Consider the following 20,689-nt stretch of genomic DNA (forward strand, 5'->3'; position numbering starts at 1 on the left):
GAATTACTACGCATCGGTAACACCGAATTCCGCGGTACCGCTGATGGCGATTCCGCCCGTCTGGCGGGTGCAGGTCAGGGCGACGGTGGCGACTTTCGTTCCATCGGGCGCCGTATCGATGCCCGTGATCTCTCCGGTACACGTCAAAATGTCTCCGGGCCACACCTGCTCGCGGAATCGGACACCAAATCTCCGGACATTTCGGGCACCGAGCCAGTCGGTGGCGAAGGTTGCCAGCAAAGCACTCTGGTGCATTCCCTGGGAGAACACGGACGGGTTTCCCGCGGCGCGAGCCAGCACGTCGTCGTAGTGCATCGGGTTGAGATCTCCCGACGCGCCGGAGTACCGCACGAACATCTGGGTGGTCAGCGGACCGAACTGGCGCGGTTCGGCCTGCGCGCCGACCACGAGCGGAGCTGTCGTTGTCATTTGGCACCTTCTTTGGCGGCGGTTTCGATGAAGGTTCCGCGCGCTTCGGCGATCAGTTCGCCTTCGGGGGAGTGGAATTCGGTCGCGATCACGGCGAACCTCATCAGACCGCCTTTCTTGCCGGGTTTCTCGAATCGGTCGACCACCCTTTCCCTGGCGAGCAGTCGGTCTCCGGCGGTGGGGAGCGCACCGTGGAAGATGTACTCCTGCTCGCCGTGCAGGAGGCGCTTGCGCTCGAACCCCAGAGTCAACCGCACTCCCGGCGGAGCCCACTGCGCCGCTGTGATGAGAAAGGTCGGCGGGACGATCGCGTGGGCGCCGGCGTAGTCGGGATTGTCCGATTGCATGGCGGTGGCGAACTCGCGAATTTTGCCACGCTCGACGAACACCTCCCAGTCCTCGCTGACAGCGCCCTTCGGCGCGGGTTCGGTCGACGGGATCGTCATGATGTCGTGCTCCTTCTGGCGATGTGGTCGGCGAGATACTGCCGAGTGAGCTCGACAGCGGTAGTCGGATAGGTTCGTGCCGTCGCTTCGTCCAGGCCGTCGCGAGCGAGGAGCAGCGCCAGTCGGTTCGTGATCAGTGCCAGCACGAACGCGGCGAGCATCGTGTAGTAGGTGATGTCCCCGGTGGGTCGCCCGCCGAATTCCACGTAGCGACGAACGGTCTCGTCGTCGTCGGGTACTCCCGGCAGCCGGGTGAAGCCCAGAGCCTCGCACAGGTACCGCTCGAACATCAGCCACCAGCCCAGGTCGATGTCGGGTGGCCCGGTGGTGGCCGTCTCCCAGTCGAACAGCGCGGCAATGGAGAGATCGTCGGCGAAGGACATGTTCCCGACGCGTGCGTCACCCCAGACCGGTACCTCGGCGTCCGTTTCGGGCGCGTGGTCGAGTAGTTCGGCGAGCGCTTCCGCGAGGACGTCCGAGCCCACGACCAGATCGCCGCGGCACCATTCGTACCATTCGCGAAGGCGGTCGAGATAGCGGTGTAGTGCCGTGCCCCCCGTAGTGCCGGAACCGTTCCGGAGATATGCGAGATCGCTCTCGTCGGCTATCCGGTGCACGGCGACGAGTGCTCTGATCGCGTTGTCGCAGAGCGTTTCCCGTTCAGTTTCGGTGAGTTCCACCGTCCAGCCGCGCTTGTGCCAGCTGGGGACGTCGGAGGGAGTGCGGCCGTGCACCCTCGTCATGAGGTAAAAGGGCGCGCCGAGAACGCTCGGGTCCGGTTCGATCAGGACGATGTCCGGGGTGCCGACGCCGGGGTGGCGACCGAGTCGGTGCATCACTTCCGCCTGCCGGACGGCATCGGGCTCCACGAACAACTGGTGGTTCGACGCCTGCATGCGCAGCACGAGGTCGGCACGCCGGCGGACGCCGTGGATATCCGACCAGGACGCGGTGAAGAACACCGTCTTGCCGGAATATCCCGCGTCGGGAGCGGAGAACTCCGATATCTCGAAGTCGCTGTGCGTCTCGGGAACCAGTCGCGGGGGCAGCCATCGCGCGAGGACGTCGCGCACATCGCCCTCCAGTTCGCCTCTTGTTGCCGTGTAGGCCACGTGGGTCCCTCCATGCTTCTACTTCGAGTCGTCGTGCCGGTTGTCGTGACGGGGAGATCCGGCACGACGGCTGGTCCGTCGTTCACGACCATTTCATTATGTGACCAATACTGTCAGAATAGGCCCATGAATGATGAGAAATCCACCCCCGGGCCCGGCGCGGTCCCCCGTGGGGCTCCCGTAGCGGTCCGCGATCGGCTCGGTCTCGGTGCGTATGCCCTCCCCGGCCGGGTGCCCGACCCCCGGCCCGCCATCGCCCAGGCAGTCGAAGCCGAACGGCTCGGCTTGGACACGCTGTGGCTGAGCGAGCGGTGGGGAACCAAGGACTTCGGCGTGCTTGCCGGAGCGTTCAGTCAGGTCACGAGCACGATCAAGATCGCGGCCGGCGTGACCCATCTGCAGTCTCGGCATCCCGCGATGTTGGCTTCGCTGGCGATGACGGCACAGGGTCTCTCCGACGGCCGGATCATGATCGGAGTCGGGCGTTCGGTCGACCGGATGTGGAGCGCTGTCGGCCTCCCCAAATCCACGAATCGGTCCCTGGTCGACGCCGCCGACATCTTCCGTCGACTGTGCCGCGGCGAGAAGGTCACCTACGACGGGCCTGCGGGCGTCTACCCCGCTCTTCGCCTCAACGACATCCCTGACCAGCCTGTTCCTCCGCTCGTCTTTGCTGCGATCGGCCCGAAGGGGCTCGAGCTCGCCGGCCGCCACTTCGACGGAGTTCTGTTGCATCCCTTCCTCACACCTGATGCGGTCCGGCGATCGGCCGAGGCGGTCAGGGCTGCCGCTGTCGATGCGGGCCGTGACCCGGACTCTGTGCGGATTTACGCGACTGTGGTGGTCGCATCCGGCCTGGACGCGGACGAGGAAGCTGCGGTCGTCGGCGGGCGCGCCGTCACCTACTACCAGATCCCGACATTCGGGGAGCAGCTTGCGAAGGTGAATGGGTGGGACCCTGACCTACTGGCAGCCCTCCGCGCCCACCCACAGCTCGCCGGTGTGAAGGGCGCGGCGGATTCGGTCCGCACTCGCGCGCAGCTGACGGAAGCGGCGGAGTCTCTGCCCGCCGAATGGGTTCGAGGCGCGGCAGCGCTCGGTTCGCCGAGCGAGTGCCGGTCGATGTTCGACAGGTATCGCGAGGCGGGCGCCGACGAGTTGGTTTTGCACGGCAGCACGCCGGACCAATTGGGCGAAGTCGTGACCGCGCCTGAATCGACCTTGCCCTAACGTGACATTACTGCCAGAATTCGATGTCTATACGCGCTACCCGAGGTTTACGTATCTCGGTGCGGGGCGCGTCGATCGCCACAGAGGGTGATCTCCGGACGAGAGGGAATCAGTGCACAACTACGAGGGCATCTACGTCTCCGGGAAATGGTCTCCGAGCGCAGGCGCACGAATAGCGGTGACCTCGCCCGCCTCGGGTGAGGTGCTCGGTCACGTCACCGCCGCCACCTCGGAAGAGGTCGGAGCGGCGATCGCCGCGGCCCGTGATGCGCTCGAGCGCGGTCCGTGGGCCACGACGACCGCCGCCGAGCGGGCAGCCGCGATCGGCCGGCTGGCCGATGCGATCGAGGCGGAGTCGCGGGATTACGCCGATTTGGTCTCTGCCGAAGTGGGCTCGCCTCGGAAGTGGACGTCCTTCGGGCAGATCGGAACCGCGCTTGGAGTTCTTCGCACCTTCGAGAAGATCACGCCCGAATACCGTTTCGAGGGCCGTCGGCCGTCGGTGATCGGCGGAGAGGTCCTGGTGCGGCAGCTCCCGGTCGGTGTCGTCGGTGCGATTCTGCCGTGGAACGCGCCGCTGTTCACCGCCTTCCTGAAGCTGGCCCCCGCCCTCGCCGCGGGTTGCACGCTGGTGCTCAAGCCGTCGCCCGAGGCTCCGCTCGTATTGTCGAAGTTGACGGCGGCAGTGGAGGCCGCCGGGATTCCGGCGGGTGTGATCAACATCGTGTCCGGTGACGTGCAGACGGGCGAGGCTCTGGTGTCACATCCCGGTGTCGACAAGGTGAGTTTCACCGGTTCGACGGCGGCAGGCAAACGCATCGGCGCCGTCTGCGCGGCAGACATTCGCCGGTGCGGCCTCGAGCTCGGCGGAAAGTCCGCTGCCGTCGTCCTGGACGACGTTGTTCTCGACCAGAAGGTCGTGTCGGGTCTCGTCACCGGCGTCATGGCGAACAATGGTCAGGTCTGTGCCGCACAGACTCGTATCCTGCTGCCGCGCAGTCGCTACGAGGAGTGTGTCGACGCGATCGCCGCCGCCGTCGCCGCGCTCACGGTCGGGGACCCGGCGGATCGTTCGACCGACGTCGGGCCGGTGATCAACAGTGCCGCGCGCGATCGGATCGAAGCCCACATCCAGCGCGCGGTGCAGGACGGGGCGCGGGTGGTCGCCGGCGGCTCTCGTCCCCACGGTCTCGACACCGGTTGGTTTGTGGCGCCCACTGTGCTCGCGGATGTCCACAACGACATGGCCATTGCGCGCGAAGAACTCTTCGGGCCCGTCTGCGTCCTGATCCCGTACGAGGGAGAGGACGAGGCCGTGGCTCTCGCCAACGACTCCGACTACGGACTCGCAGGGGCGGTGTGGTCCGCGGACGCCGCCCGGGCGGCGCGCGTGGCCGCTCGCCTCCGCGTGGGATCGGTATCGGTCAACTCACCCGCACCACTCGACTTCGGCAGCCCCTTCGGCGGTTTCAAGAAGTCGGGCGTCGGCAGGGAAGGTGGTCCGGAAGGTATCGCCGGGTACCTCGAGCCGCAGTCGATCATTCTCTGACCCCCAGGACACTCACTCGCGTCGACACCTGCCGGTGCCGCGCCGATGGAAGGAATTACATGGAGACGCAGGCAGCAGTCCTGTGGGAGCGCAACTCTCCCTGGTCTATCGAAACCATTCAGCTGGACCCGCCCAAGGAACAAGAAGTTCTGGTCGAGTTGCACGCGTCCGGGATGTGCCATTCGGACGAGCACATCGTGACCGGAGACATGCCATTCCGGCTTCCGTGTATCGGTGGCCACGAAGGCGCCGGAGTCGTCAAGGAAGTCGGTTCCCACGTGTCGTGGCTGCAACCGGGCGACCACGTCGTGTTCGGGTTCATTCCCTCGTGCGGTCGTTGTCCGTCGTGCTCGAACGGTCACCAGAGTCTGTGCGACCTCGGAGCCAAGATCTACAGCGGGCGTCAAATCTTCGACGACACCGCACGCCACCACATCAGGGACGAAGATCTCGCGCTTGCGTGCGGTATCGGGTCTTTCGCGCACCACACCGTGGTCCACGAGGCCAGTTGCATCAAGATCGAACCGCATCATCCGCTCGACCGTGCCTGCCTCCTGGGTTGTGGCTTCGTCACCGGCTGGGGTTCGGCCGTGTATTCGGCAGATGTCCGGCCCGGCGAGACCGTCGTCGTCGCGGGTGTGGGTGGTATCGGTGCCGCGGCAGTGCAGGGAGCGAGAATCGCTGGGGCGCGAACCATCACGGTCATCGAGCCCTCCGAATTCAAGCGTGAGGAAGCCAAGCGGATGGGTGCTACCCACGTGGCGGCGTCGTGGGAGGAAGCCCCGGAGGTCGTCGCCGAGGCCACATGGCATCGTGGCGCCGACAAGTTCATCTGCGCGATGGGCGTGGGGGAGGGCCGATTGGTGGCGAAGGCCCTTGCCATGACCGCGAAGCGCGGCCGGCTGGTGGTGACGAACATCCACCCGATGGCGGAACGCGAGATCTCGGTCAGCCTGATGGACCTGACACTCACGGAGAAGCAGATCGTCGGAAGTCTCTACGGCTCGGCCAATCCGCGTGCCGACATCCCGAAGCTGCTGGAGCTCTGGAGTTCGGGCGGCGTCGACCTCGATTCGATGGTGACGAGGGACTACCCCCTCGAGAAGGTCAACGACGGCTACGACGACATGCGCGGCGGCCGCAACATACGCGGAGTCCTCCGCTACCCCGCGGCGGATGCGTGATCGCTGAAACACACGCATTGTAGGTCCTGGATGGCGACGGGTGAAGCGGGCGGACACCTGGGGATATGATTCAGGCGCCATACCGCCGAATCGCGTTCCCCACGCCAGCGTCAGCAGTGCCGCGGCCGACGGGCTCATCGGTCGTCCGGGTTCGTCGAGTCGATCCGGGTCGGTCGGCAAAACGAGAGTTCCCATACGGTAGGCCCGCGACCGCGGCAGCCGCTTTCGTCCGCACCCTCGGGGGTTTCGACTTGCGATGCCGATCCCGCGGACTTTGGGTTACGCGGTGGAGTCGAGGATCCGTACGCGATGTATCAAGATGCCGTCCGGTCAATTTCAGAACTGTCCGTCAGCCCTGCGGTGACAGAAATCGATCCTCGCGCCGAGACGTCTAGAGCGACCGCGCGAGAAGGCTTGTGGCAATCGGTGCCCTCCACGACATCCGCACCGGTACCACTATCGCGTTCGTCCGCGGCCGACCATCACGTAACACCTCACGGGGCAGATCACGTGTCGAGTGGATCGAGCGCCTGGGTCTCCACTGCGGTCTTGCTGCTGAGGGGAGTGTTGGGTAGCACGAGTGCGGCGACGAGTCCGAGGAGTCCGAGCGGCGTGCACAGCAGGAAGAGGTCGCCGATGCCGTCGGCGTACGCGGTCTGAAGCTGTCCGCGTAGGGGTTCGGCGAGGTCGGCCACGCGTGGAACAGGTGCGTTCACCAACTCCGATTCGTCTCCGCCAGTGTGAAATGCGGAGATTCTCGTGGCGAGAACAGCACCCAGGATGCTGACGCTCATCGCGCTCGCGAGTTGACGGAAGAACGCGGGCAGCGCGCTGGCGGCACCCAGTTGGTGCGGCGGCGCGCAATTCTGCGCGACGACGAGAAGATTGTGCATCAGGACTCCGATCGCGAACCCGATGCACAGAAGATATACGGACACCGCAGCCAGCCGGGACGAGACGGTGAGGGTCGACAGACCGGCGAGCCCGCAGACGAGCGCAACGCTGGCGAGGACGACCCAGCGCTTCCACAATCCGGTTTGGCTGATCCGGTGTCCGACCACGGAGGCAGCCAGAAACGTCGCGACCGACATGGACAGCATGAACATTCCGGACACCGAGGCGCTGAGGCCTCGGGCGATCTGCAGGTACTGACTCATGAATGTCGGTACTGCCAGCATCGTGACACCCAATGCCGTACTGGCGATCACGACGTGGGAGATCGAGGGATTCCTGAGCAGCGCGAGGGGGATGACAGGCTCGCGGACCTTCGCCTCGACCACCGCCGCGGCGAGGGCGCACACGACCGCACCACCCAACACGACATACGACGTCGGTGACAGCCAGTCGAACTGACTGCCCGCCAACGTGACCCACACCATGAGCGCGCATGCACTCACCGAGATCAGGCCGGCGCCGACCCAGTCGATCCGGATCGGACGATGGTGGACGGGCAGGTGTAGGGACCGCTGAAGGAGTACCACGGCCGCTATCGCGAAGGGGATGCCGAGGTAGAAGTTCCAGCGCCAGCCGATGGTGTCGGTGACGATCCCCCCGATGACGGGGCCGCCGATCGTGCCGATGCCGATGACCCCGCTGATCAGGCCGGCGTAGCGCCCGCGTTCGCGCGGGCTCAGGAGATCCGCGAGCAGGACCGGCCCGACGGCAATCACACCTCCGGCCCCGATTCCTTGAAGGAATCGGAACCCGATCAGCACGGCGGTGTCCGGTGCGAGCCCGGCGAACAGGGATGCGACGACGAACACGGCGATGGCAGCGAACATGAGCTTCTTGTGGGAGAAGAGGTCGGCGAGCTTTCCCCAGATCGCGAGGCTCACCGTGGTCGTGAGCAGAGTAGAACCGACCACCCAGGTGTACGCGGTCTGATCCCCGCCGAGTTCGTGCATCATCACCGGCAGGGAGGTGAGGACGGTCGTCGAGGCCAGTGCCGCGAGTACGAGACCGAGCAGGGTGCCCGTCAGCGCGAGCATCCGGTCCTGCCGGCTGTGCGGGTGCACCGCGGCATCTCGGATCGGGTCCCGGGTGTCCTCCGAAGTCGCCGAGCGTGAACGTCTTCGGGTGTGCCACACGTCTCGAGTGGCCATGTCCGCCTTTCCTGGAGCCGTCGAATGTCCGAGAGGGGGACGTCGACGGCGCAGACCGCAGAGACGTGGNAGAGGGTGCCGCTGTTCGGCACCCTCTCCACGTCACATGCAGTTGTTCGACAACAACGTCGGGGTCAGAGGATTGCTCCGCTCACCTTGTACTCGATGATCTGGTCCATGCTCAGTCCGAGTTCCTCCAGCACCTCGTCGGTGTGCTCACCGTGTTCGGGAGCGCGGGTGACCTGGCTGGGCTGCTCGTTGAATTGCACCGGTGCCGTCACGAGCTTGAACGGAGTTCCTGCCGCGTCTTCGAGGTCCGCGATGTAGCCGTTTGCCTCGACCTGGGGGTCGGTGACGACCTCGCGCGGCTTCTGGACGGCCGACCACACCCCGTTGATGTCCTTCAAGGCCACCTTCCACTCTTCGAGTGTCTTCTTCGCGAACCCTGCCGAGATGGCGGCAATGCACGCTGCCCGGTTCTCGGCACGCTTCGCGTGCCTGTCGAAGCGGGGGTCGTCGATGAGCTCGGGGCTCTCCAGCACCGTCATCAACTCGGGCCAGAAGCGGTCCGATTCGAGCATGACGATGGAGATGAACCGGTCGTCCGCGGTCCTGTACGTGTTGACCAGGGGGTTTGCGGCTTCGGACTGAACCGGCTTGGGGTATTCGTCGATCCCGAAGGCATGCGCGCCTGCGATCGTCGCGCCCATCGCCCAGGACCCCATCGCGAGGAGCGAGCTGTCGACGACAAGGGCCTCGCCGGTTCGTTCCCGGTGGAACAGCGCCGACGAGATCGCTCCCGCGATGGTGAGGCCGCCGAGGGTGTCCCCGTAGGCGGGGCCCGGCATGTTCACCGGGTACTCGCTCGACGCCGGGGTGACGTTGTCGGCGGCACCGCTGCGCCCCCAGAAGGACGACATGTCGTATCCGCCGCGTTCGGCTTCGGGTCCGCGCTGACCGGCGGCGGAGCCGCGGACATAGATGATCTTGTCATTGTGCGCACGAACGTCGTCGACGTCGATACGTAGCTTCTTGCGCGCCGAGGGACGGAAGTTCGTCAGAAACACGTCGGCCGTGGCGACGAGTTTCATCAACAGCTCGCGCCCTTCCTCCGACTTCAGATCGAGTGCCACACTGCGCTTCCCGCGGTTCGGCAGCTCGAACATGTGGTTCACACCGCCGGCGGGGATCAGTCCGGAGCTGACCAGACCCCGTTGCGGGTCGCCGCTTTCGGGGTGCTCGATCTTCAGGACGTCGGCACCCCACTCGGTGAGGATGGCCCCGGCCACGGGCACATAGGTCCATGCCGCAACTTCGACGACTCGGATTCCGTTCATTACACCGACCACGGTGATGCTTCCTTTCCGGATGGGGGACAGCGGCAGGTGCCGAATCGGGTATGGCGCCGGTAGGCCGGCGAGCCCTGGCGAACCTGGAGACACTGTGAACCTGAAACCTCTGAGGAGAAGTATCTGACTCAGTGTACATAAAAATGGGAAGAATGTGTGTTCCGCATCACAAGAGTATCTGACGTGCGTCTCGTCGTCGGCGCTGGGGGTGTTCGCCACGCGTGATCGGCCATGAACGACCACTGCATGGCCTGGAAGCGGTCATCATTCCGACCTCGTCAATCGCCGTCGGCCAGACGTGCGATTCGACGAGGCGGATCGCTGCACGGCGCAATCGTGCGGATTTTGCATTATCAATCTGACACAACGAGTACTTTTACGATGGCCATCTGCCCAACCGGTGGTAGATAGGGTATGTGCGCCCCGCGCTCGCGTACTCATTGGTGTGTACATCAGTGTCAGAGAATTGAAAACCGAGGGCTGCGACCTGGTGGTCGCGGGCGCGTCGCGGAACATGTGTTTGAACTACTCGACACGGTGACCGGACGGACGATCGACGGGCATGCGAACGTCGATTCCCTCGAATATATGCAGCTCATAAGGGAAAAGTTTGATCGCTGTGCAGGCAACGTCATTCTGTTGCGGTTGAGTACCGACGTCGGGAGCGGGCGCTTCCCGAGGCTGAGATTCCGCTCAACTCTTTCGTGACACAACTATCAGATGCTAGGGTTCGCCCAGGGTGACCGAGGTCACGTCTGATCCGTTTCGCGCGGCTGATCGGTATCGGGCACCCGTCAGCGACAGTTCTTTGGAGGAACTCGATGTCAAACCAATCGGGACGAATGCTCCCCGAGGTGACCGCGGAGTCGCGGGACTTCTGGACCGGAGGATTCGAAGACGAGCTACGCATCTATCGGTGCCGAGCGTGCCGTGGGTGGATTCATCCGCCGGTCGGCGCGTGCTGGCGGTGTCACAGCCGCGACGTCGGTCCCGAGGTCGCCTCGGGTACCGGCAAGGTCGCGGCGTACACCGTCAATCACCATCAGTGGTTTCCCGCGTTCCCACCACCCTATGTCATTGCGGCGGTGGAACTCGACGATCAACCGGACGTTCGCCTGACCACCTGCCTCGTCGAGTGTGACGTCGATGCAGTCGAGGTCGGCATGGCGGTCGAGGTGGTCTTCGACAAGCAGGACGACGTGGCACTTCCCTTCTTCAGGCCGGTGACGAAATGAGCTTTGTGGACGACCGTGCAGTCATCACGGGTATCGGGCAGTCTCAGATCGGACGCCGTATCGGGCGGACCGGCATCGACCTTGCACTCGAGGCCTCGGAGCGAGCGGTCGAGCATGCCGGACTGTCGTTCGACGACATCGACGGTGTAGCCAGTTACCCCGGTCCGGTGAACGCGGAGGGCGGCTTCGTCGGCGCGACGACTCACGACGTCCGTGACGCATTCGGTCTGAAGACCCGCTGGCACGTCAGCGGAGTCGAAACTTCGGGGCAGATCGGAACACTCCTGGACGCGGCTGCCGCCGTGGCGAGCGGACGCGCCACCCACGTACTCTGCTTCCGCTCGGTATGGGAGGCGACAGCTCAGGCGTCGGGTCGCGCCGCGGCACTGACCGGCAAGATGGCTCGGGCCAGTGGGCACTCGGAGTTCCGGCTGCCGTTCGGTGCGGCTTCGCCGGCCAACTGGATCGGCATGTACGCGCAGCGATACATGCACGAATTCGGGCTCACCCGTGAGCAGATCGGCAAGCTCGTCATCAACGGCCGTCGTAATGCCGCCCTCAATCCCAATGCCATCTACCGGGATCCGATGACGATGGACGACTACCTCGGCGCCCGGTTGATCTCCTGGCCGCTCGGACTTTACGACTGCGATGTTCCGTGTGACGGCGCGACGGCGATCATCGTCTCGCGGCGCGAAGCGTCGACCGGACTGAACAATTCGCCCCTCGCCATCGAAGCGGCGGGTGCGTCGCTCGCGGAGCGGCACACCTGGGATCAGCGAGCCGATCTCACCACCATGGCGTCCCACGACGCAGCGGACTCGATGTGGGAGACCACCAAGCTGACGCCCGGTGACGTCGACTTCGCGACGCTCTACGACGGCTTCAGTTACCTGACGACCCAGTGGATCGAAGCACTCGGGTTCTGTGAGCACGGCAAGGTCGGCCAGTTCCTCGACGAAGAAGACCGCTACCGCCTCGACGGTGAACTCCCCATTAACCCGCACGGTGGCCAGCTCTCGGCCGGCCGTCTGCACGGATACGGCTTCCTGCACGAAGCATGCGTGCAGTTGTGGCGGGAGGGCGGAGACCGGCAGATCGCCAAGGACGTCGAAATCGCCGCAGTCGGTATCGGTGGCGGACCCGAGGCAGGCTGCATGCTGCTACGTCGCGAAGGGTGATGAGATGACCACCGCAGAATCCACCGCTTCCCGCGACACGTGGTCCACACGGCTGCGTGGCGGCCGAAAATGGCGTGCGCTCCGTTCCAATCGGGCGGCCATGGTGTCGCTCGCCTTTCTTGTCCTGCTCGTGCTGGTCGCAGTGTTCGGTTCCGCCCTGATGACTCACGACCCCAACGCGCAGGCACTCAGTGCACGTCTGCAGGGGCCGAGCGGTGAACACTGGTTCGGCACCGATGGTTACGGACGTGACGTCTTCAGCCGCATGGTCGACGCGACCCAGGTCGCTGTACTCGCAATCGTCCAGGCAATGGCGCTGGCGGCGATCATCGGTATCCCGTTCGGTCTCCTCGCCGGACTGGTGGGCGGTCCGGTGGACGCAGTGCTCAGTCGTATCGCCGAAGCACTGCTCGCGCTGCCGCCGCTGATCCTTGCTCTGGCGGTGGTCGGCGTGCTCGGTCCCGGACTGACGAACGCCATGATCGCCGTCGGAATGCTGCTGGCGCCGAGACTGTTCCGCATCGCGCGGTCCGAGGCGCAGGCCGTGGCAGGCGAGTCCTACATCGAGGCCTGCCGTAGCGTCGGGTGCTCGAATTACAGGTTGCTGTGGCGGCACGTTCTTCCGAACGCCAGCTCTGCCCTGATGATCCAGGTGACGTTCGGTGCCGGCATCGTCATCATTGTCGAGGCGAGCCTGAGCTTCCTCGGACTCGGTGTCGAGTCACCTCAGGCCAGCTGGGGATCCATGCTCCAGGACGCGTTCCAGAACGTGAGCGTCTCGCCCAGCTTCATGATCGTGCCCACCGCTGCGATCGTGCTGACGGTCCTGGCGTTGTCGACGTTCGGTGACGGTATGCGTGATGCTTTCGAAGGGCGTGGAGCAAATGGCTGACAAGACACTACTGGCGGCAGACGAAGCGGTGGCCGATCATGTCGACCTAGGGCGGAAAGTCCTGGAAGTCGCGGATCTGTGCATCGATTTCAAGACTGAGCACGGATGGTCCCGTGTGGTCGATCATCTCGACCTGGTGTTGCGCCGAGGAGAGACGCTGGGACTGGTGGGAGAGTCCGGTTCGGGAAAGACCGTCACGTCGTTGGCGATCATGGGACTTCTCACCGGACCCAAGGTCCGGATCACCGGTTCGGTTCGTCTGGAGGGCCGAGAGCTTATCGGCCTGTCCAACCGTGAGATGAACGAGCTTCGGGGTAAGTCGATCGGCATGATCTTCCAGGAACCGCGCCGATCCCTCAACCCCGCCTTCACCGTCGGCGATCAGATTGCCGAGGTGGTGCGCAGACACAAGGTGGACGTCGGGCGCAAGGAGTCCTGGAGCCGCGCCGTCGAGATGCTGGATCTGGTCGGTATTCCCGACTCGGAGAAGCGGGCGCACGAGTATCCGCACCAGTTCAGCGGTGGTATGTGTCAGCGGGTAATGCTGGCGATGGCCGTCGCCTGTGAGCCGGTCGTCCTCATCGCGGACGAACCGACGACGGCACTGGATGTCACGGTCCAGGCTCAGGTGCTGGACCTTCTCACGGAGCTTCAGGAGCGGATGGGGCTCGGCGTCCTGTTCATCACGCACGACCTCGGTGTGGTCGCGCAGACTTGCGACCGGGTTGCTGTCCTTTACGGTGGCCAGGTAATGGAGACGACGGTCGCCGAGAAACTCTTCTACGAGCCCGAGCATCCCTACACCGAAGGACTACTGGCGTCGACGCCGGACGCTCAGGTACGAGCCGAGCGACTCTTCGCGATTCCGGGAACCGTACCCGCGGCCTGGAATTGGCCGAGCGGGTGCAGGTTCCACCCCCGATGCGGATATGCCGCGGCGGGGCAGTGCGATGAGGGCACTGTCCCGCTCGAGGGTGCCGATCATCACCTTGTGCGTTGCGTTCGGTCCGATGAGTTGCGCTTGGAAGGAATCAAGGAATGAGTCCGATTCTCGAAATCGACAGCCTCGTCAAGTCCTTCGTCAAGAAGCGGAATCTTCTGGGCATCCCGACGGAACACACCCACGCCGTCAAGGACGTGTCGTTCACGCTGGAGAAGGGCCGGACACGGGCGATCGTCGGCGAAAGCGGTGCCGGCAAGTCCACGATCGGCCGGATAGCTCTGCGACTGGCCACCCCCGATACGGGTTCCGTGAAGTTGTTCGGAGACGACATCATGAAGATGTCGGCGAAGGAGGTGCGCAGGCTTCGCCGGCGCGCGACGATGATCTTCCAGGATCCGTTCAACTCGTTGGATCCCCGAATGTTGATCGGCCAGTCCGTGGCGGAACCGCTCACCTTGCACACGAAACTGCGGGGGAGCGCTCGTGACGAGCGGGTTGCGGAACTGCTCGAGCGGGTAGGGCTCCGCATGGACCAACTCGAGAAGTACCCACACGAGTTCTCCGGAGGCCAGTTGCAGCGCATCGCCATCGCGCGCGCGCTGGCCACCGAGCCGGAGCTGATCGTGTGCGACGAACCCGTGGCGGCACTCGATGTCTCGATCCAGGCCCAGGTACTCAATCTCCTGCAGGATCTGCAGCAGGAACGGCAGATCAGCTACCTGTTCATTTCCCACGACCTGGCGCTGGTGAAGATGTTCGCCCACGATGTCACCGTGATGCGACGTGGCGAGGTCGTCGAGTCGGGCACTACCGAGCAGATCTTCGAGGACCCGAGGGATCCGTATACGAAGGAACTGCTGTCGGCAATCCCCGTGATGAATCCGCGCAGGCGTGCCGCGAAGCGAACCCTGGTCTTCCAGGCATGAACCACGGATCACCAGACAACCGATTTCACCGGTGTCGCCGACTTCTGCCACGTGGGCAAGTCCGACACCTGACCACATCTTTCGTCTCATGAGGAGTCGGGTTTCATGCTCAAGCTCGTCGTCAGTCGCGTCTTAGCGGCGATACCCCTTTTGCTGTTGGTGGCGTTTCTCTCCTTCGCGTTGCTCGAGTTGGCAAACCGGGGCACGGACCCGGCGGCTCGGATCGCGGGCGAAGGCGCCAGTGCCGATCAAATCGAGCAGGTGCGCCAGAACCTGAATCTCGACGCGCCCATGGTTGTTCGCTATGTCGAGTGGGTCGCTCATGCCCTCACCGGAGACCTGGGTACCTCCCTCTACAGCGGCCAGCCTGTGACCGATGCGCTGATGGAGCGGATCTGGATCACCGGCTCACTCGCGTTGTGGGCCATCGTGCTCACCGTGGTCATCGGAATCCCGCTGGGCGTGTGGGCTGCCGTGCGCCAGGGGTCCGTCGTCGACCGCGCGGTGACGACCCTGGCGGCGCTCCTGATGTCGGTCCCCCCGTTCGTTCTGGGTCTGGTTCTGGTGATCACCTTCGCGATCACTCGCGCGTGGCTCCCCGCGACCGGATATGTGACGATCGCGGAAGGCGGAATCGTCGAATGGTCGCGCCATCTGATCCTTCCAGCGCTCGCACTGGCCGCGGTGTCTGCGGCGGAACTCGCGCGTCAGACACGAGGTTCCATCGTCGATGCGATGAACAAGGACTACGTGCGCACCGCGCGCGCCAAAGGACTCGCCGAGCGTGGCGTCCTGTGGAAGCACACCATGAAGAACGCGTCCGTCTCGATCGTCACGGTGCTCGGTATGCAGATGGGGCGCATCCTGGGGGGCGCGGTGACCGTCGAATTCGTCTTCGCGATATCGGGATTGGGGATGCTTGGGTACACCGCGGTCGTGCAACGCGACCTCCCTATGGTTCAGGGTGTGGTCATTATCAGCGCGCTGGTGGTCCTGGTGTGCAATCTTCTGGTCGACATGTCGTACGGTTACCTCAATCCGAAGATCCGCAAGTAGACAGGGTTGGGCTGAAACGGATTTCGGCCGTAACTGCACTACGCGAGAGGGCTGTCGGCTGTATGCCGGCAGCCCTCTCGGCTGTGTTCGCTGGTGTGGAGCGTAGCGATAGACGACTTCTATGGACTCGATCCGAAAATTGCATCGCGAAAGATGTTGCGTCACTTGCGGCATGTGATCACGGTCACTAGTATTGGCCACGCACGCCAAGGCACGCGCAGTGAGTCGAAAAGCCGTGAGCGCCGTGTCGGACGGGTTGCCCATCGATGGGTCTCGGCCATTCGCGATTCCTTCCGATTCTCTGCGAGGCACTCTTGGCGCCGTGCAATGCGAGTTCGTGAACATGACGTACCGATCAAGGTGAGAAATGGGCGTGTGGGTATGAAGATCCGTAGCGGAGTTTCCTCCGGTATCAAGATGCTGGTGATGGCGGTCACGGTGGCAGCGGTCGCGTCCGCCTGTGGCGGAGGTAGTTCGACGGCGGGTGCTGCGAGCGGTGGTGAAGTAGACCGGAACGCGACGTTGAAGATGGCGTGGACGCTGCCCCCCAACAATCTCGATCCCCACCAGTCCAGCAACTATCAGGTCGACTTCAGTTATCTTGCCCCGGTCTACGATCGGCTGACGCAAGCCGTATCGGGGCCGGCGATCGAGCCCATGCTGGCGGAATCCTGGCAGTTCGCCCCGGATGGCCTCAGCGCGGACTTCGTTCTCCGCACCGACGCGAAGTTTCACGACGGAACGCCGGTCGATGCCGCCGCTGTGGTGAAGAGTCTCGACCGAGCGCGGGACCCGCAGCGGGCGCGTTCGGCGGGGTCGCTCGCGGTGATCACCTCCGTCCAGGCTGTGAACGACAACACGGTGCGAATCACTACCAGCAGGCCTGCAGCCGACTTGCCGTCCATCCTCTCGACGACCACGGCCGCCATCGTCAACCCGGTCGCCATCGATGGTGGGGTCGACCTGTCGGTGGAGACGGCAGGATCGGGGCCCTACGTGGCCGACCAGATCCGACGCGGCGACCGCATCATCTACAAGCGTTTCGACGGATACTGGGATCCGGAAGCGCAGAAGGCCGCCAATCTCGAGATCATCGGGATCAGTGACGACAACGCACGACTCAATGCCTTCCGTAGCGGTCAGATCGACGTCATGCTCGCGAAAGCCGGCCAGACCGACGAGCTGCAGACCCTGTTGCGGCAGCCGCAGTACCAGATGCATACCTTCCCCGTGTCGCAGTACTACGCGGTGCAACTCGACATCGGACAGCAGGGTCTCACCGACCCGCGAGTTCGGCAGGCTCTCAATTACGCCATCGACCGGGAGAGCATCAACTCGGCGCTTCTGAAGGACCAGTGCCAGCCGATCTCGCAGCCGATTGCCGACGGCGTCAACGGCCACAACTCCGACGTCGACGGCAAGTACACGTACGATCCGGACAAGGCACGCCAGCTACTGAAGGAGGCCAACGCGCCCGCAGATTTGAAGCTGCGGCTGATCACGGTCTCGGGCCTGTCCCCCCAGCAGGAGATGGCCACTGCCATCCAGGCACAGTTGGCTGATGTCGGGGTGGGGCTTGACATCATGCCGCTCCCCGCGGCCGATGCGCAGACCAGGATGGGGGAGGGGAGCTACTCGCTCCTGAACCCGCGCCTGACGTACCCGACCCCTGCACAGTCGCTCCAGACCAACTACCTCGTTCCGTTGCGCTTCCCGACGGCACCTTCGCAGGAGTTCACTGATGCGGTGAACCGTTCGCTGGACCCGAACACCCCTGACGCCGACCGCACCCAGCTGTACTCGGAGGCCTCGGGTATCGCCTCGGAGAATGCATACGACATGTTCATCTGTGGAATTCCGACGCAGGCCGCATACACCGACAAGGTGGTTGGTGTCGACACCATCGGGCAGGCGGACTTCAGCGGAATCCTCGACACGCGGTACCTGGGCAAGATCTCCTGACCCAGTTCTCATCAGAGTGTTGTCGGGCGAGGGGCGTTGCCCGGGCGTGGTCCCGGGCGACGCCCCTCGTTCTGCCCGTCGCGGGTCGGTGTCTGCGTCGATTCCAAGGAAATGGAGCGTGTACATGTTCGATAGAAGTTCTCGTCGCCGTCGATACCCGGTGGTGGTCGCTGCGCTGGCCGCAGGCGTCGTGGTCTCGTGTGGGACCGCGACAGGCGAGCACGGGGCACAGGGCGAGGTGGATCGCACGGCGACTCTGCGGGTGGCCGGGAACGTCGTCCCGAACAATCTCGACCCCCATCAGTCGGACAACTATCAGATCGATTTCCCGTTTCTGTCTCCTGTGTATGACCGGCTGACCCAAGCTGTCAGTGGTCCGACGATCGCACCGATGGTCGCCGAATCGTGGACGTTCGGCGGCGACGGAAGGTCGGTCGATTTTATGCTCCGGGACGACGTGACCTTCCACGACGGCACGCCGGTGGACGCCCAGGCTGTCGTCGCGAGCCTTGCCCGCGCGCGTGATCCGCAGAAGTCGAAGGTGGCGAGCCGTTTCGACATGGTGACCGCTGTGGACGTCGTCGACGGCAACACGGTGCGGATCTCGACCAGTCGCCCGGCGCTCGATCTTCCCGCCGTGCTGTCGACGACCGAGGCGGCGATCGTGAATATCAAGGCCCTCGATGCGGGACTCGACATCGGGCGCACGGACGCAGGTTCGGGACCGTACCGCTTCGATCAGGTGCGCCCCGGTGATCGTGTGACGTACGTGCGTTACGACGGCTACTGGGATCCGGACGCGCAGAAGCCTCAGAAGCTCGAGCTGATCGGAATGGCTGACGACAATTCGCGGCTCAATGCCTTCCGTTCCGGACAAGTCGATGCCATCAAGGTCGATCCGGACCAGTACGACGAGATCCGCGCCGTCACCGGAGGTTCGGGGTTCGGGATACACGAGTATCCGACCGTCCAGTCGTACGCCGTCCAACTCGACATCGGCACGCCCGGACTCGAGAACCCGAAGGTCCGGCAGGCGCTGAACTATGCCATCGACCGCGAGGGTATCAATTCGGCGCTGCTCAACGGGAAGTGCGCACCACTGTCGCAACCGCTTCCCGAAGGCGTGGACGGCCACGACGACAGCAGGACCGCTCGCTATACGTACGATCCGGTCAAAGCGAAAGCTCTGCTGAAGGAGGCGGGGGCGCCGGACAACCTGTCCCTGCGGGTGATCCATGTCGCGGGTGCGTCGCCGCAACAGGAGATGGCGACGTCGGTTCAGGCACAACTTCGTGACGTTGGCGTCGACGCGCAGTTATTGCCCATTCCGGCTGTCGATGCACAGTCGACCTTCCGTCAGGGCGACTATGAGCTCCTGAATTCGCGGTTGGCGTATCCGATTCCCGGCCAGTCACTGTTGCTGAACTACATGGCCGACTACCGCTTCCCGAGCCCGCCGTCGGCCCAGTTCTCCGAGACGGTGTTGCAATCGCTCGACCCGCGGATCGATGACGGCGAGAGAACCGAGCTGTTGCGCCGCGCCTCCGGCATCGCTGCCGACGATGCATACGACGTCTTCATCTGTGGGGTACCGACGATCGTCGCGTACTCCTCCTCGACGGTCGGCATGGACACCCTCGGGCAAACGGATTTCACGAGCATCTTCGACGTGCGCTATGCCGGAAAGACTACCGAGTGAGCCGAACCGTCCGTCAGAAGAAGGTTGTGAGAGCCAGGCTTTGAGGATTCCTGGTCCGTGCGAGTCGCCGATTCAGTGCTGGATAGCTAGGTGTTCCGACTAGAGATTGACGGTGGTGACTCACATCACTACGATGACACGGTGTCAGATAGATCACTGGCAAGACGGATGACGAGACGCTCAGGAGCCGTCATCCCCTTCACTTAGGGAGTCGCTGTGCCGCTTCAGGACCATATGCATTTGATCTCGGTGGACGACCATTTGATCGAGCCGCCCACCGTGTGGACCGATCGGTTGCCCAAGAAGTTCCACGAGCAGGGCCCGCGGATCGTCGAGATGGACATGAGCCAGAGCCACGGCGACGAGGGTTTGTCGGCGCTGCTGCTAGACACGGCCCGCCAGGGAGGCACCGCGCCCAAGAAGAAGAAGCTCGCCGAGGTGTGGTCGTACGAGGGCCGGATCTATCCGAACATCGGATTGAATGCGGTGGCGGGCAAGAAGCCGCAGGAATACGGGATGGACCCCACCCGGTACTCCGACATGCTGCCGGGGTGTTACGACCCGAAGGCGCGGGTGGCGGACATGGACATCGACGGCGTGCAGGCTGCGTTGTGCTTCCCGTCCTTTCCACGTTTCGCCGGCACCGTGTTCCTGGAAGGAAAGGACCGGGAGTTGGCTCTGCTGTCGGTGAAGGCGTGGAACGACTTTCACCTCGACGAGTGGGCGGCGTCCAATCCCGATCGATTCATTCCTCTGATCATTTTGCCGCTGTGGGATCCGCAGGAAGCGGCCAGGGAGATCTACCGCTGCGCGGCGAAGGGTGCGAAGGCGATCACGTTCCCCGAGAACACCGTCGGGCTCGGGTTGCCGTCGTTCTACACCGATTTCTGGGATCCGGTCTTCCGCGCCGCGGAGGAGACGAAGATGCCGCTGTGCATGCATTTCGGCTCCTCGGGTAAGGCGCCGATCACTTCTCCGGAGGCGCCGATGGCGGTGATGATCGCGTTGTTCGGTACCAACTCGATGGACGCGACCGCGGATCTGTTGTTCTCGCCGGTGTTCTACAAGTTCCCGAATCTGAAGGTTGCGCTGTCCGAGGGTGGTATCGGGTGGATGCCGTACCTGCTCGAGCGGATCGACCTGACGTGGGAGAAGCACCGCTGGTATCAGAACGTGAACAAGGAGGTGCGTCCGTCGGATCTGTTCCGCGAGCATATGTACGGTTGCTTCATCGACGACTTCGAGGGTGTCGCCCGTCGCCACCAGATCGGTATCGACAACATCATGTGGGAGTGCGACTACCCGCACTCGGATTCGAACTGGCCCAACAGCCGGCAGTACACCACCAAACTGCTCCAGGATGTTCCCGACGACGAAGCGCACAAGATCGTCGA

General features: G+C 64.0%; 17 protein-coding genes. 12 read left to right on the forward strand and 5 right to left on the reverse strand.

The window, feature by feature from the left end:
• Positions 1 to 6: 6 nt before the first annotated feature.
• Genes ACNJ7E_RS08345 through ACNJ7E_RS08355 form a run of 3 tightly spaced genes read right to left on the reverse strand, consistent with a single transcriptional unit; the run spans position 7 to position 1,987 of the window.
• The gene (locus ACNJ7E_RS08345; protein WP_009472400.1) at positions 7 to 429 is read right to left on the reverse strand and encodes a MaoC/PaaZ C-terminal domain-containing protein; all 423 of its coding nucleotides are present in this window, start codon (positions 427 to 429) and stop codon (positions 7 to 9) included.
• A complete protein-coding gene (locus ACNJ7E_RS08350) occupies positions 426 to 875 on the reverse strand; it encodes an FAS1-like dehydratase domain-containing protein (protein WP_418339586.1) in 450 nt (149 codons plus the stop codon). The genes ACNJ7E_RS08345 and ACNJ7E_RS08350 overlap by 4 nt, the downstream gene beginning before the upstream one ends.
• Entirely contained in the window at positions 872 to 1,987 is a 1,116-nt protein-coding gene (locus tag ACNJ7E_RS08355) for a phosphotransferase family protein (RefSeq protein ID WP_418339587.1), read from the reverse strand. The genes ACNJ7E_RS08350 and ACNJ7E_RS08355 overlap by 4 nt, the downstream gene beginning before the upstream one ends.
• 126 nt (positions 1,988 to 2,113) lie before the next feature.
• Between ACNJ7E_RS08355 and ACNJ7E_RS08360 the strand changes: the two genes are divergently transcribed.
• From ACNJ7E_RS08360 to ACNJ7E_RS08370, 3 genes are all read left to right on the forward strand, one after another.
• Entirely contained in the window at positions 2,114 to 3,217 is a 1,104-nt protein-coding gene (locus tag ACNJ7E_RS08360) for a TIGR03857 family LLM class F420-dependent oxidoreductase (protein WP_063711547.1), read from the forward strand.
• A gap of 112 nt (positions 3,218 to 3,329) precedes the next feature.
• Complete coding sequence (locus tag ACNJ7E_RS08365; protein ID WP_016881663.1) at positions 3,330 to 4,766, forward strand: aldehyde dehydrogenase; 1,437 nt, start codon at positions 3,330 to 3,332, stop codon at positions 4,764 to 4,766.
• Positions 4,767 to 4,825: 59 nt separating this feature from the next.
• The gene (locus ACNJ7E_RS08370) at positions 4,826 to 5,950 is read left to right on the forward strand and encodes an NDMA-dependent alcohol dehydrogenase (RefSeq protein ID WP_016881662.1); all 1,125 of its coding nucleotides are present in this window, start codon (positions 4,826 to 4,828) and stop codon (positions 5,948 to 5,950) included.
• Between the two features lie 506 nt (positions 5,951 to 6,456).
• On the opposite strand, the gene ACNJ7E_RS08375 is transcribed toward ACNJ7E_RS08370, so the two are convergent.
• Both ACNJ7E_RS08375 and ACNJ7E_RS08380 read right to left on the reverse strand, forming a co-directional pair.
• Positions 6,457 to 8,052, reverse strand: coding sequence for an MFS transporter (locus tag ACNJ7E_RS08375; RefSeq protein WP_016881661.1), 1,596 nt, complete (start codon positions 8,050 to 8,052; stop codon positions 6,457 to 6,459).
• 134 nt (positions 8,053 to 8,186) lie between these two features.
• Positions 8,187 to 9,389, reverse strand: coding sequence for a CaiB/BaiF CoA transferase family protein (locus ACNJ7E_RS08380; protein ID WP_015890788.1), 1,203 nt, complete (start codon positions 9,387 to 9,389; stop codon positions 8,187 to 8,189).
• 833 nt (positions 9,390 to 10,222) lie between these two features.
• On the opposite strand from ACNJ7E_RS08380, the gene ACNJ7E_RS08385 reads away from it, so the two are divergent.
• The 9 genes from ACNJ7E_RS08385 to ACNJ7E_RS08425 all read left to right on the forward strand — a co-directional run.
• Complete coding sequence (locus tag ACNJ7E_RS08385) at positions 10,223 to 10,636, forward strand: Zn-ribbon domain-containing OB-fold protein (protein WP_015890789.1); 414 nt, start codon at positions 10,223 to 10,225, stop codon at positions 10,634 to 10,636.
• Positions 10,633 to 11,817 (forward strand): thiolase family protein, encoded by a 1,185-nt coding sequence (locus ACNJ7E_RS08390; RefSeq protein ID WP_418339588.1) that lies wholly within the window; start codon positions 10,633 to 10,635, stop codon positions 11,815 to 11,817. The genes ACNJ7E_RS08385 and ACNJ7E_RS08390 overlap by 4 nt, the downstream gene beginning before the upstream one ends.
• 4 nt (positions 11,818 to 11,821) lie before the next feature.
• Entirely contained in the window at positions 11,822 to 12,709 is an 888-nt protein-coding gene (locus ACNJ7E_RS08395) for an ABC transporter permease (RefSeq protein WP_418339589.1), read from the forward strand.
• Entirely contained in the window at positions 12,702 to 13,751 is a 1,050-nt protein-coding gene (locus ACNJ7E_RS08400; RefSeq protein WP_418339590.1) for an ABC transporter ATP-binding protein, read from the forward strand. The genes ACNJ7E_RS08395 and ACNJ7E_RS08400 overlap by 8 nt, the downstream gene beginning before the upstream one ends.
• The gene (locus ACNJ7E_RS08405; RefSeq protein ID WP_418339591.1) at positions 13,748 to 14,578 is read left to right on the forward strand and encodes an ATP-binding cassette domain-containing protein; all 831 of its coding nucleotides are present in this window, start codon (positions 13,748 to 13,750) and stop codon (positions 14,576 to 14,578) included. Before ACNJ7E_RS08400 ends, ACNJ7E_RS08405 begins: the two co-directional genes overlap by 4 nt.
• Before the next feature lie 105 nt (positions 14,579 to 14,683).
• Positions 14,684 to 15,634 (forward strand): ABC transporter permease, encoded by a 951-nt coding sequence (locus ACNJ7E_RS08410; RefSeq protein WP_418339592.1) that lies wholly within the window; start codon positions 14,684 to 14,686, stop codon positions 15,632 to 15,634.
• 381 nt (positions 15,635 to 16,015) lie between these two features.
• Positions 16,016 to 17,596 carry an ABC transporter substrate-binding protein gene (locus ACNJ7E_RS08415; RefSeq protein WP_418339593.1) on the forward strand — a complete coding sequence of 527 codons (1,581 nt, stop codon included), beginning with the start codon at positions 16,016 to 16,018 and terminating at the stop codon, positions 17,594 to 17,596.
• Between the two features lie 124 nt (positions 17,597 to 17,720).
• Positions 17,721 to 19,295 (forward strand): ABC transporter substrate-binding protein, encoded by a 1,575-nt coding sequence (locus tag ACNJ7E_RS08420; protein WP_418339594.1) that lies wholly within the window; start codon positions 17,721 to 17,723, stop codon positions 19,293 to 19,295.
• 216 nt (positions 19,296 to 19,511) lie between these two features.
• The coding region (locus tag ACNJ7E_RS08425) for an amidohydrolase family protein (RefSeq protein WP_418339595.1) at positions 19,512 to 20,689 on the forward strand (1,178 nt) is incomplete at its 3' end.

The sequence above is a fragment of the Rhodococcus mengyinensis genome (genome assembly GCF_048381435.1).
Lineage (GTDB): Bacteria > Actinomycetota > Actinomycetes > Mycobacteriales > Mycobacteriaceae > Rhodococcus_F > Rhodococcus_F opacus_D.